The organism is Vibrio sp. DW001, from assembly GCF_029016285.1.
In the GTDB taxonomy this organism is placed as follows: domain Bacteria; phylum Pseudomonadota; class Gammaproteobacteria; order Enterobacterales; family Vibrionaceae; genus Vibrio.
Genome location: NZ_CP091976.1, coordinates 953,670 through 967,313, shown reverse-complemented (window position 1 = coordinate 967,313; position 13,644 = coordinate 953,670). Strand labels below are relative to the sequence as shown.

The window sequence follows — 13,644 nt, the reverse complement described above, 5'->3', positions numbered from 1 at the left end:
CAACTTTCAGTCAATAATTGCTAAATAGATCATATAATTTGGTGATATTACGAGCAATTCGTGATAAAGCTCAAACTAACCATGAATAATACAACAATCGTATTTCTAAATATTACTTAATCGTTCTAGAATCCCCTTGTACCTCAACTTTAGGTCGACGAAATTGGGAAAGCAACATGAAAGCGAATAACATAAAAAAACCAACGCTTAAGATTGTCGCGGCAAAGCTTGGCGTTTCAACCGCCACCGTTTCAAATGCGTTCAACCGTCCAGATCAACTGTCGGCTGCCTTAAGAGACAAAATCCTGCACCAATGTGATGAACTGGGATATACCGGTCCGAGCTTAACTGCTCGGAGCTTACGCACAGGAAAAACAGGGGTGATTGGGGTTTTATTAGCGGATAGTCTTTCTTTCAACTTTACCGATCCCGTAGCGACGGAATTTCTGGCCGGTATCTCTCAAACTTTAGATGCGCAGCACGTTAATATGTTATTGCTGCCTTCCAACGCCGAAAATTATCAAAGTACGCAAGTTGAAACGATCCCAGACTGCTTTATTGTGTACGGAAGGCCAGTAGATTCCAGCATAATCGAACGTATTCAACGCCAAGGTAAACCATTAATTACCGTTGATTTTACTTTAGAAAACACCCCGTCCGTCGGCATTAACAATAAAAAAGCGGCATATGACATCGCTTGTCACGCACTTAAAGACAGCCGACACAAAACGCTTATTTTGGGTCTACGACTCGAGCCCTCTTTATCGCTTTCGCTCGCGAACTTCGATAGCCTTTACACAAGCGATGAATCAATCTCACGCTGTCGTTTCGAAGGCTATAGAGAAGCACTTGCGGAGATTGGTCATGAGTTAACCACGCAAGATGTTTGGCAGATTCATCATTTAGAACCGGAATCCTTAAAAACCATATTAAGAGGCGCACTTACCGCGCCAGATCATGTTGACGTTCTTCTGTGTATGAGTGACAAGATTGCGTTGGCCGCTCTAGACATCGCCCATGAGCTAAAATTAACTATCCCAGACGAATTAAAGATCGTCGGTTTTGATGGTATTCCAGAAGCAAAAGAGAAAGGTCTGACGACCATTTCGCAACCTTTATCTGAAAAAGGAAGAGTCGCTGCACAGATGGCGCTAAACCTCATTCCATATGAATCTGTTGAGCTACCGTTCCAGCTAGTGAATCGTCACAGCAGCTAATCTAATCAAACGCCTGCTTAAGGAGTAAGTACCCATGAGTAACGAACAACTCGAAAAACGTTGGTGGCACGATGCCGTCGTTTATCAGATATATCCGCGTAGTTTTAACGACTCAAACGGGGACGGTATCGGTGACATCCCAGGCATTATTGAAAAACTCGATTACATCAAGCTGCTTGGGGCCAATGTCATTTGGTTAAGTCCAGTATACAAATCACCGATGGACGACAACGGTTACGACATTTCCGACTATATGGAGATTGCTCCAGAGTTTGGCACCATGGCGGATATGGACAGCCTTATCGCACAAGCGGACGTGCGTGGCATCAAGATCGTTATGGATTTGGTTGCCAATCATACGTCCGACGAACACCCTTGGTTTATTGAATCCAAGAGTAGTAAAGACAGCCCTAAACGCGACTGGTATATCTGGAAAGATCCAAAAAATGATGGCAGCGAACCAAACAACTGGGAGTCTTTCTTCACTCCTAAAGCGTGGAGTTTTGATGAGAGTAGTGGCCAATACTATTGCCATCTTTTTAGCAAGAAACAACCTGACCTTAACTGGGCTAACCCCGAAGTACGCGATGCAATCTATGACATGATGCATTTCTGGCTTAAGAAGGGGCTCGGTGGTTTTAGAATGGATGTTATCAATATGATTGGGAAACCCTCAGACTATCCCGATGCAACTATTTTTGATTCTGGCGTCGCTGGTTGGGAACATTGGTCTAACAACCTTCTCGTTCATCAATACCTGCGCGAAATGCATGAAAAAGTTCTCTCACATTATGATGTATTAACCGTTGGTGAGACACCATTTACCACCACGTTAGATGGTCGGTATTACTCACATCCAGATCGAAATGAAATGAGCATGATATTTCATTTTGAGCACATGGGTATCGATCGAGAAGAACACAATGCTGTGCGTAAGCCTTTTGATTTAGTTGAGTTTAAATCCATTATGTCTAAATGGCAGAATGACCTTTATCAAAAAGGGTGGAACAGTTTATATTGGAGCAATCATGACCAACCACGTGCTGTTTCACGCTACGGAAATGACAGCCCTGAATACCGTATCATTAGCGCCAAAATGCTAGGCACAGTACTTCACATGATGAGTGGGACACCTTACATTTATCAAGGTGAAGAGTTAGGAATGACCAACAAGTTCTTTGCTAACATTGATGAATACGACGATCTAATGGCAAAATTCCATTATCAAAAAATGTTGGACAGCGGTATTTCACAACAAGATGCGCTCGATTTCCTAAATTACTTCTCACGTGACCACGCCAGAGTCCCACTTCAGTGGAATAAAGAGACAAATGCTGGGTTTACAACAGGAACACCTTGGTTGGCGATGAATGAGAATTATGTTGATATTAATGCTGAGCAATCAACAGATGATGAGAACTCCATATTTCATCATTATCGTAAGCTTATCGCGCTGCGTCAGAGTGACAAATATAGTGATGTTATCGTATACGGTAAACACCAATTACTTGACGAAAATGATACTGATGTGTACGCATTTTTGCGTTTTTATGATGGTAAAACACTACTTATCGTTGCTAATTTTACTGATGAACATCAAATACGACATTACGACTACCAACTTAAAAAGGTGATCATCAACAATTACTCTGATGAATGTGAATCTATACAAAAAATCACGCTTAATCCTTACCAAGCGTATATCTTCAGCGTTGAATAACACGTAGTTCTAATGAGGAAGTCATTGGCATGGTGGATTTATAGCAGAGCAATGACTCCTCACACCAACGCAATTGATTTCACGGTCGACGGTGAGATCACAAATCATTCAATCAAACGCTAATGTGTGTCCATGTTTTGAAAAGTGAGTTGCAACACTAATAATAATCTTTATTATTCATATAATAGCAATGATAAGTTTCAACAAGTATATACACTCAGGAGTCGATTAAGTGAGTGCTCAACATTCAGAAAAAAGACAACATAAAATAGATGTAAAAGAGTCTCCGGCTATCGATGGAAATGAAAGTACGATTAATAGTACTGATGCGATTGATATGGTCGACCACGGTAGTGAACTTACTATTAATTTGACGACACCTGTTGGTATCAAATATATGGGTAAGACCAAGTTCGTCGGTACCCACTCAGATAACTTTATCCTCATGGAGATTCCAAGTATATCCGAAGAGGATCAAGACTATTTCTTTCAGGAAGGTTTCTGGATGAATATCAGGGCTATCTCTCAAAAGGGAGAAGGCGCTCTTATCTATTTCCGCACGCAGATCATGCATATTCTTAAAGAACCTATCCCGATTATTTTGGTTTCTATTCCCGGCATGATGAAAATCAACCAACTGAGAAAAGAGCCAAGGTACGATGTCGCACTCAGAGCCCACGCCGAGGTTGGTCAGACTAAAATTGAATGTGAAGTAAGGGATCTGTCTAAAGGCGGATGTCGATTCATTACCAGCCCTCTAGGGAAGAAATATGATGTCGGTGAAGAGGTCATGATCAATATCAGCACACCGCCAAACTCTAAGGTCAAACTGCTTCCACTGTACGGCACTATATGCAACTTACAATCTTCTATGCACTACGCCAAGTATGGGCTTAAGTTCAATGAAACTGGTACGACCCACGTAAAGAGTTTACTTGGTCTGCTTAAATTCGATGGTGTCAAACTTACCCTAAAATTGTAATAACTTATCCTGTAGCAACAATAAATAGAATAGAGGCCTAGGTTGGTGGCAGCAAATTGATACACATCACCCTTAGACCTTACTATTTATCGCATCATTTGCGCAAAGCATTCAATTTAGCTTGAGCGATTCCAAATATAGTATCTATTGGATAGCTTCCCTCTTCGCTCGGCTCTCCCGCTGGTTTACCAGTAAATAGCTCTATGGCTTCAGACACATGATCGATGGCCCAGATGAAAAACTCCCCTTTATCTACTGCTTGTACAACATCTTTACGTAGCATTAGGTTATGAATATTTGACTTGGGGATAATGACCCCCTGATTTCGAGAACGCCCTTTCACTCGACAAACATCGAAAAAACCTTCAATTTTCTCGTTGGCACCACCAATAGGTTGTGATTCCCCAAACTGATTCATAGAACCTGTAATCGCAATATCCTGCCGATTGGGCTGTTTAGAAAAGGCTGAAACCACCGCGCAAAATTCCGCCATACTGGCGCTATCACCATCAACACCACCGTAAGACTGTTCAAAAGTAATGTTAGTCGTCAAAGGAACCTTTGCAGTTTTACCAAACACAGAGGCCAAATAAGCAGACAAAATCAGTACCCCTTTGGAATGAATACTACCACCCAAATCAACATTCCTTTCAATATCAATAACTTCACCATCACCATAAGATGTCGTTGCGGTTATTCTATTGGCGGCGCCAAACATGTAATCACTGGTTGATAATACGGATAGAGCATTAACCTGACCAACGGCTTCACCTTCCGTTCGAATAAGGGTTGTGCCATTAACAAAGCTTTCCATTACGTCATCTTGCAAGCGACTAACACGCATCTTCTGATTATCAAGAGCCTTCTCTACATGGTTAGCGCGGATCAAGTTTGAACGCGCATTTCTTGCCACATAATTGGATTCTCTCAACAGGTTAGCAATGTGAGCAGAATGAAGCGACAGCTTATTTTGATCCCCAGCGCTGCGCGAGCTGTATTCAATAATTCTACCCATCGCCTTTTTATCGCAATGGAGCATATTATTGTCACGCACAATACTGGATATAAATCGTGCGTAGTGCAGTTCTGAGTCAGGAGTTCGTGACATTTCGTCTTCAAAATCAGCGGTCACTTTGAATAACTCACTAAACTCTGGGTCATAATGTTGCAGTAACTGATAGGTCCGATAATCCCCAAACAGGATAATTTTCACATCCAATGGAATAGGTTCAGGATCGAGCGAGACGGTCCCCGTCAGCGTCACCTCCTTCTCTAGTGAAGTAAAACTCAGTTGCTTGGATCGAAGCGCTCTCTTCAATCCATCCCACACATATGGTTGCTCCAACACTTTTATTGCATCCATCAACAAAACACCGCCGTTCGCCTGATGCAAGCTGCCCGCCCTGATCAATGAAAAATCGGTAAACACGGTCCCTTTGAACGTCGCGGTTTCTGTATAACCAAATAGGGAATGATAATTAGGATTTTCTTCAACAATAATGGGAAAAGCATCAACACTTTGGCTTACCAGAACATTAATCTTGTATCGACGAGGGAGCTTCTTGTCTAAAGAAGCGGCAGCAATTTCACCCTGCTCATCACTTTCCTCCAAAAATATTTCGACATTCTCGACGATATCTTTTTGTAAATCAGTTAGGTATTTCTTAATTTCACTAAATCTCGCGTACTCTTTTTTAAGTGCCTTAATGAAGTGAGTAATCACATCTAACGTGACGTCATCATTCAATTTTTGAATTTTTTCGCTGTATGTCTCTTCCCATTCAGTTAATTGGCGAACCATAGATCGAAGCTGTATCTCTAAGGCATCAATATTTTTACCAAACTGGTCCTGATCTTTTTTTGTTAATGCATCAAACGTTTCTTCGGTATGTTCTTTTTCGCCATCCATCGCTATAAATTGGTAATCCCCCTGCGTGGTGAGGGTTAAGCTGATATTCTTCTCTTTAGCTATTTTACTAATATCTTCTAGTTCACTTTCCTGTTTTTTTGCAAGCTGACTTTTTAACTTTTCAGCCCGTGTAAAATACATTTCATTATCAAAAGCCAACGGGATTGCTTTAATTAGCTTCTCCATCAGCTTTTCAATATCGTGCTTAAATTTGTTCCCCATACCAATTGGAAGTTTGAGTACTTTGGGTGTTCGAATATCTTCAAAATTAGCGACATAACACCAATCAAACAACGAGTTAATCTCATGTTGGTGTCGATTCAAATATCGCAATATCATGGTGCGCTTGCCTAGTCCATTTCGACCTATAGCATAAATATTGTACCCTTTGTCTTTGATAGACATCGCGAATTCAACCGCTTTCTGCGCTCTCTCTTGCCCGACTATTTCATCTAAAGGTGGTAACTCCTTGGTCGACTTGCAAGGCAACTTTTCTAGCGTCGCCACATGATAAAGTTGAGAAGAATGCAGTGGAGTTATTGGCATAATCACCTCCTGTGATAATTTATGTAATAGATCTCTTTTCAGTGTAGATGCTTTTTTATTACATTTTAGTGCGTTACACAACAATTGAGCTCTAAGTGGTTAATATTACATCAATTTAGCCTAGATAGTGGTCAATATCGATAAAAACGTTTAGTGTTAGTGTAGATTTTAAATGTGATCTCGCTTCAAAAAATATGTAACAAGACGACATTGGTCACAGTATGTTCACCTGAAATAAGACCAATTCTACCCAAAATTCACTACAATATTATCTGTCTATCTAAGGTCCAAGAAGCCGATAATATGCGTGATCAACTAAGAGGAATCAAACTCGAAGCAATGGCGGATATTCGCCAATCAAGAAAGAAGAAACTATTGATCACCTTTTCTTCTATTGCGCTTGTCCTTCTCTATCCGTACAGCATCGTAAACTATATTGCAGGCAAAGAACTGATCGCAGAATTTAATCTTGTTGCCGCTTTATTTTGCTCTGTGCATATTGTTTACCTCTTGGTGATCAAGAATGTCCAATACAGCCCGCTTGTCCCTTCTGTTGCCGTGCTGTTGAATGCGTTTATCAATATTGCTGAACCCAATGGAACCATTTTTTGGGTCTATCCTATTGTCGCTGCCGTTCTAATGATCAATGAGTTTAAAGCTGCCATCATCTACACTATTGTCTTTTTTTTAGTGACGGCAGTAATACTGGCTTTCAACGCAACCAATTCTGTCGACTATTTTTCGTTACAAAACCTATCAGAAACCACTTTTTTATTATCCATGTTCACTCTCTGCCTTATTGCGCTTATTTCAAATTATGGCTATAAAAACGCATCCGATTATCTACAAAGTCTTTATCAAGAAGGTATTGACCAACTCGCCTACCGAGATAGATTAACAGGCTTAGCGAATCGCTGGAGTTTTGAAATATGGTCAAAAGAGAAACTAAAAATAGCAGACTCGCAAGATAGTATTACCGCACTACTGTTTGTGGACATTGATAACTTTAAAGGCATCAATGACACATACGGTCACGATAGCGGTGACAAATTACTACAGCTTTTTTCTAAGCGTATCATCAGCAATATGAGAGCCGCTGACCGCATAACCCAAAAAGATGATTACTCTATCGCTCGTTACGCAGGTGATGAATTCATGATTTTATTGCATGACGTACCAACGCTTGATGACATACAGCGAATCGTACATAGGATCAATATTCTGTTTGATGATGAACTCAATCAAACAGAATTAGCCGCCCATCTTACGTTTAGTATTGGAATTGCCTTATATAAGCAAGATGCAGACAATTTAGAGGACCTCATACGATGTGCCGATAAGGCGATGTATAGCGCTAAAAATTCGGGTAAAAATCGTTATCGATTCTATCATGCCTCGCAAAATACCCCTGCAGATAAAAAAATCATTACACTGAATATTGTTTAACTTTGGTTAACTACTTGGAAACATAAACAGTATCCAAACCCAAAACGCACCCAAAGTAATAGACCACATCAACACTCTCCAAAAAGAGAGCACTGGTACCTTAATCTTCCGTTGAGATTTTTCTAACTGTGCCTGTTGTTGTTGAGCTTTAGCTTGTGCGATTGCTTTGGCTCTCAACTTCTCAGGATGAATGACCGCATCATATAACTCGCGCTGCTCCTTTTTCTCTTCAGCCTTATTCGCCACATCGGAAAAGCGCTTGCGTTGGTTATTGGTAAGTTCCTTATTTGGATCATAGGGTTTACCAGGGTCAGTATGCATGCGTGTAACAGCCATATATTCCTCCCTTAAAAAGTTATCTATAACTTACAGTATAGACACCAATCACAAGCAAAGTCATGTTACAGATAGACACCATATTAATATGGTACCAAGAAATAGTAAAAAGCATAGTTGATGCAATGAGGCGGACGTCAATAAGCATTGAAGCATATGACTACGTGCATAAGGACGTTTTGAGTGTTCTGTGGAAAGGTATTCATATTATTCACAAACTTACTTAGCTTGATATAACATAAAAATGGCACCCAATTGGGTGCCATTTTATTAACAAAGCAACATTAAAACTCTTTCTTAATGTTATGTCCTTTCGGTAACTGGTGAGCAATACCCTTGTGACAATCGATACAAGTTTGACCTTGTTCTTCCGCCAAATTATGTATTTGCGCCGCTACAGGTTTCTGCTCTACGTAATCCATGTACTCAAAGTTATGACAGTTACGACACTCTTGAGAGTCGTTAGCTTTCATTCGGGCCCATTCACGCGTCGCCATTTCAAAACGATGTTCTTCAAACTTTTTACGTGTGTCGACAACACCAAAAACTTTCCCGTATAGCTCTTTACTTGCTTGGATCTTACGGATCATTTTTGGAACCCATTCTTTCGGTACGTGACAATCCGGACAGGTTGCACGAACACCAGAACGGTTCGAATAGTGAATGGTACCTAAGTACTCTTGATATACATTATCTTCCATTTCATGGCAACCAATACAAAATTCTTCTTGGTTTGACATCTCCATACCGGTGTTAAAACCACCCCAGAAGATAATACCCGCAATGAAACCAACCGTTAAAAGCGTTCCAAGAGCCAAATGACTCGGCTTGGTAAACCACGCCCATAGGCGTTTAATCATTCCCATACCGCCCCCTACTGGCCAAATTTACCAGCTGGTTTGAAATCATTAGCGACCAGAGGTTTCGCGTCAACTTGTGTTACGTGACATTGCAGACAGAAATAACGGCGTGGCGCTACATCAGTCAACATTTTGTTATCACGATCCATGTAGTGAGTTGGACTCACACGTGGCGCTCCAGTTTTGCGATAAGTACTTACATCATGGCACTCGAGACAACCGTTATTACTTACATTCAGTTGCACTTGAACCGTTGAGTGTGGGATAAGTGGTGGTTGGTTTACATAATCCAACGCTAGCTTATCTTGTTTTTTGGGTAACTGCTTAATAGTAGATACCTCATTATTATCGCTTATACTCTGATCGCCGCGAAGTGATGTCACTTCGGCGAATGCTGCCGTACTTACAAAAGCCGCCAGCATTGCAGACACGACAAACTTACTCTTCATATTTAGCTCCAGTTCTTATTCTAAATTCGAATACTTTCTCAGCACAGACATCAATACATCGACCGCATGAAATACAATCCTGACTCATGATTTTCCTGTCGCCCTCTTTCAACGGTTGCCTTAATATTTTTGGTTCAGGACAAACGTTGTAACAGTCCATACAGTTATTGCACTGCTCCCTGTTGGTCGCAGTGACACGCATTAGACTATAGCGACCGATAACGCCATAAGTGGCTCCTAACGGACATAAGTGACCACACCAAGCATGCTCAACCAAGAGCAAGTCAATAAGAAACACTAGAAGGATTAACACAGAACCGGCACCAAATCCGAAAATAATACCTCGGTGAAGGGCAGATACTGGATCTAACCATGTCCATAAAAGTGTGCCTGATACAGCACTACCTATTAGGATTGCTGCTAATAACCAATAGCGTAGTGAAGATGGCCATTGATAACTTGCTTTAAGTCCCGTTTTTCTTCTCATCCATGCGGCCAAATCTGTTACCAGATTCATCGGGCATACCCATCCGCAGAACATTCTTGGTCCTGCAACAGCATAAAACCCTGCAACAATTATTCCGCCGAGAATCGCTGTAGTTTCAGGCCAATAACCTGTTGCCATCGTTTGAAGCAATAGTAAAGGGTCGGACATAGGAACCGTACCTAGCAACACGCTAGAAGATAAATTCCCTTCCAATACACCCCACGTTGGACCCATAATAAACAGACCAATTACCGAAAACTGACACAGTCGACGTAAGATTAAGAATCGATAGGCACTCCACCAACCGAACTTTTCTCTTGCTTCTTTACCTGCATCTTTTGCCAGATTTTTTACACTCTTAGGTTTCATTGCCATCACAAACCTCCTTTATTAATGCCATCTGGATTAATACCATCTGGATTACCAAGGGGTTTACGATTTGGTAAATCGAGCTGCTCTGGAATCAAACTTTCACCGCCATGTTTCGCTTTCTCTTCCCAACCTAAACGATAGTGGTGACCTAATTCACCTTTTGCTAACGCGATTGGAACAACTTTGATTGCCGTTTCTTCAAGCACACATGCTTGTTCGCATTTACCACAACCAGTGCATTTATCTGACACTACGGTTGGGATAAAACTTGCATGTACACCAGTACGTTGGTTACGTATTGGCTCTAGCGTGATCGCTTCATCAATCAATGGACATACTCGGTAGCAAACATCACAACGTAACCCTTGCCAGTTCAAACATGTCTCATGGTCTATGAGAACGGCGGTTCCCATTCTCGCTTTCGTTATGTCGGTGAGCCCTTTATCAAGAGCACCACTAGGGCACTCAACCACACATGGAATATCGTCACACATCTCACACGGAATATTTCTCGCGGTGAAATAAGGTGTCCCGGTTCCCACTGGAGACAACATTGTCGCCAACTTTAAGGTGTCATAAGGGCAAGCTTGGACACACAAACCACATCGTAAACAAGCGTTTAAAAACTCTTGCTCTGCTAATGCACCTGGTGGCCGAATAGGCACACCGGACGTATTAGCGGCTTTACTTTGTGTGGTTTGCAACCCAAGTACTGTCGTTGCGGCACCAACTCCAACCGCTGTACGAATGGCGTCTCGCATGAAACGCCTTCTACTTGCAGATGGCAAAGAATGTAAGATTTTCATTCTTTACTGCTCCATAACAACAACTAGGCTTTTCCGATCTTAACTGCGCATTTCTTGTAGTCCGTCTCTTTTGATAGTGGGTCAGTCGCATCAAGGGTTAGCTTGTTGGTTAACTGACTAGCATCGAAAAACGGCATAAATACGAGGCCTTGCGGTACCTTGTTACGTCCACGAGTTTCAACGTGACTGGTAACTTCACCACGACGCGAAGCAATCTTTATTGCGTCTCCACGGCGTAAACCACGTTTCTTAGCGTCCAATGGGTGCATATAAACAACAGCATCCGGGAAGGCGCGGTACAACTCAGGCACACGACGGGTCATAGAACCTGTATGCCAATGCTCAAGTACACGACCTGTACATAGCCATAGGTCGTACTCTTCATCTGGAGATTCCGCTGCTGGCTCATAAGGAAGCGCAAATATCACGGCTTTCTTATCTGGTTTACCGTAGAACGAATACTCTTCACCTTCATTTACATATGGGTCATAGCCTTCAACATAACGCCATAAGGTTTCTTTACCATCAACCACAGGCCAGCGAAGGCCACGAGCTTTATGATACATATCGAATGGTGCTAAATCGTGCGCATGACCGCGACCAAAGTAGGCATATTCTTCAAACAAACCTTTTTGAACGTAGAAGCCAAAGTCACGAGACTCATCATTCAATTGGCCTTCCGCTAATTCATCAACGCTGAATTTATTCACTTCACCATTTTCGAACAAAACTTGGAACAATGTCTTACCAGCAAGCTCTGGTTTCTTATCGATAAGTTCTTGTGGCCAAACCTCTTCTACTTTAAACCGTTTGGAGAACTCCATTACTTGCCACATATCTGACTTAGATTCACCCGGTGGTGAGACTTGTTGACGCCAGAACTGCGTACGACGCTCTGCGTTACCGTAAGCCCCTTCTTTTTCTACCCACATTGCGGTTGGAAGAATAAGGTCAGCAGCCATAGCCGTAACCGTTGGATACGGATCCGAAACAACGATGAAGTTTGCTGGATCACGATAACCAGGAAGGCGATCTTCATTCATGTTCGGGCCAGCTTGCATGTTGTTGTTACATTGAACCCAGTAAGCATTTAGCTTACGGTCCTTCAACATGCGATCTTGAAGAACCGCGTGGTAACCTGGTTTTGCAGGAATAGTGCCTGCAGGAATATTCCACTTGGTTTCACACATTTCACGGTGTTTAGGATTCATTACCACCATATCTGCTGGTAATCTGTGTGCAAACGTACCGACTTCACGAGCCGTACCACATGCGGAAGGCTGACCAGTTAGCGAGAATGGCCCACAACCTGGCTTAGAAATCTTGCCTGTTAACAAGTGAATGTTATAGACCAAGTTGTTTGCCCATACTCCACGAGTATGTTGGTTGAAACCCATTGTCCAATAAGACACAACTTTAACTTTAGGATCAGCATACATTTCAGCAAGTTCTTCAAGCTGATCTACTGGCACACCTGAAAGCTTAGAAACGGTTTCTGCATCATAATCAGCGACGAATTTCGCATAGTTCTCAAAAGACATTGGCGTCGATTTTTTACTACCTGGATTCTTCGCCGCTTTCTCAAGTGCATGCGTAGGACGCAACCCATAACCTATATCAGTCTCACCTTCACGGATATTAACGTGCTTATCCATAAAGTCTTGGTTCACCTTATTATTAGAAATAATGTAGTGAGCGATGTAGTTAAGAATCGCAAGGTCAGTTTGTGGCGTAAAGATAATCGGGTTATCGGCTAACTCATAAGAACGATGCTCATAGGTAGAAAGAACCGCAACACGAACATTCTTATCAGACAAACGACGGTCAGTTAGACGCGACCAAAGGATTGGGTGCATTTCCGCCATGTTTGAACCCCAAAGTACGAATGCATCTGCGTACTCTAAGTCATCATAACAACCCATAGGTTCATCCATACCAAAGGTACGAGCAAAACCGACAACCGCAGACGCCATACAGTGACGAGCGTTAGGATCGAGGTTGTTAGAACGGAAACCTGCTTTAAAAAGTTTGACTGCGGCGTAGCCTTCCCAGACAGTCCACTGACCAGAACCAAACATGCCCACGGCCGTTGGTCCTTTTTCTTTCAGTGTTGCCTTGAATTTCTCTTCCATTATATCGAAAGCTTCATCCCAACTTACTGGAGTAAATTCGCCTTCTTTATCGTAAACACCATCGGTTTTACGCAATAACGGTTGAGTCAAACGGTCATTTCCGTACATGATCTTCGGTAGGAAATACCCTTTAATACAGTTCAAACCACGATTTACTGGTGCGTCTGGGTCACCTTGAGATGCTACTACTCGGCCGTTCTGCGTACCGACTAGAACACTACAACCAGTACCACAGAAACGACAGGGTGCTTTATCCCAATTTACTTCATTATCTTTTCCAGCAGCCTGAGCAATCGATGTTGGAAGTATAACTCCCGTTATCGATGCCGCAGCAACCGCTGCATTTGCCTTCAAGAAACTTCGTCTACTGACACTCATTTTT

General features: G+C 42.1%; 11 protein-coding genes. 4 read left to right on the top strand and 7 right to left on the bottom strand.

Features of this window, described 5'->3' with window-relative positions; all coding sequences use genetic code 11:
• The first annotated feature begins 176 nt into the window (after window positions 1-176).
• From L3V77_RS21690 to L3V77_RS21680, 3 genes are all read left to right on the top strand, one after another.
• On the top strand, window positions 177-1,217 hold the full coding sequence (locus L3V77_RS21690; protein ID WP_275136898.1) for a LacI family DNA-binding transcriptional regulator: 1,041 nt from the start codon (window positions 177-179) through the stop codon (window positions 1,215-1,217).
• 34 nt (window positions 1,218-1,251) lie between these two features.
• Window positions 1,252-2,937, top strand: a complete 1,686-nt coding sequence (locus tag L3V77_RS21685) for an alpha-glucosidase (protein WP_275136897.1) — start codon at window positions 1,252-1,254, stop codon at window positions 2,935-2,937.
• A gap of 232 nt (window positions 2,938-3,169) precedes the next feature.
• Window positions 3,170-3,919, top strand: a complete 750-nt coding sequence (locus L3V77_RS21680; RefSeq protein WP_275136896.1) for a flagellar brake protein — start codon at window positions 3,170-3,172, stop codon at window positions 3,917-3,919.
• Between the two features lie 94 nt (window positions 3,920-4,013).
• Here L3V77_RS21680 and L3V77_RS21675 read toward each other — a convergent pair whose 3' ends face one another.
• Complete coding sequence (locus L3V77_RS21675; RefSeq protein WP_275136895.1) at window positions 4,014-6,374, bottom strand: ATP-binding protein; 2,361 nt, start codon at window positions 6,372-6,374, stop codon at window positions 4,014-4,016.
• 303 nt (window positions 6,375-6,677) lie between these two features.
• Between L3V77_RS21675 and L3V77_RS21670 the strand changes: the two genes are divergently transcribed.
• Window positions 6,678-7,820 carry a GGDEF domain-containing protein gene (locus L3V77_RS21670; RefSeq protein ID WP_275136894.1) on the top strand — a complete coding sequence of 381 codons (1,143 nt, stop codon included), beginning with the start codon at window positions 6,678-6,680 and terminating at the stop codon, window positions 7,818-7,820.
• 6 nt (window positions 7,821-7,826) lie between these two features.
• Here the strand turns inward: L3V77_RS21670 and L3V77_RS21665 are convergent, their stop codons facing one another.
• The 6 genes from L3V77_RS21665 to napA form a co-directional block, all read right to left on the bottom strand.
• Window positions 7,827-8,156, bottom strand: coding sequence for a hypothetical protein (locus L3V77_RS21665; RefSeq protein ID WP_275136893.1), 330 nt, complete (start codon window positions 8,154-8,156; stop codon window positions 7,827-7,829).
• A gap of 284 nt (window positions 8,157-8,440) precedes the next feature.
• Window positions 8,441-9,022: a cytochrome c-type protein NapC gene (gene napC / locus L3V77_RS21660; protein WP_195705670.1), complete on the bottom strand. Its 582-nt coding sequence runs from the start codon at window positions 9,020-9,022 to the stop codon at window positions 8,441-8,443.
• Between the two features lie 8 nt (window positions 9,023-9,030).
• A complete protein-coding gene (locus tag L3V77_RS21655) occupies window positions 9,031-9,465 on the bottom strand; it encodes a nitrate reductase cytochrome c-type subunit (protein ID WP_275136892.1) in 435 nt (144 codons plus the stop codon).
• Entirely contained in the window at window positions 9,455-10,321 is an 867-nt protein-coding gene (gene napH / locus L3V77_RS21650; protein WP_275138226.1) for a quinol dehydrogenase ferredoxin subunit NapH, read from the bottom strand. Before napH ends, L3V77_RS21655 begins: the two co-directional genes overlap by 11 nt.
• 5 nt (window positions 10,322-10,326) lie before the next feature.
• The gene (gene napG, locus L3V77_RS21645; RefSeq protein WP_195705672.1) at window positions 10,327-11,130 is read right to left on the bottom strand and encodes a ferredoxin-type protein NapG; all 804 of its coding nucleotides are present in this window, start codon (window positions 11,128-11,130) and stop codon (window positions 10,327-10,329) included.
• A 23-nt stretch (window positions 11,131-11,153) separates the two neighbouring features.
• Window positions 11,154-13,640: a nitrate reductase catalytic subunit NapA gene (gene napA, locus L3V77_RS21640; RefSeq protein ID WP_275136891.1), complete on the bottom strand. Its 2,487-nt coding sequence runs from the start codon at window positions 13,638-13,640 to the stop codon at window positions 11,154-11,156.
• Between the last annotated feature and the right edge of the window lie 4 nt (window positions 13,641-13,644).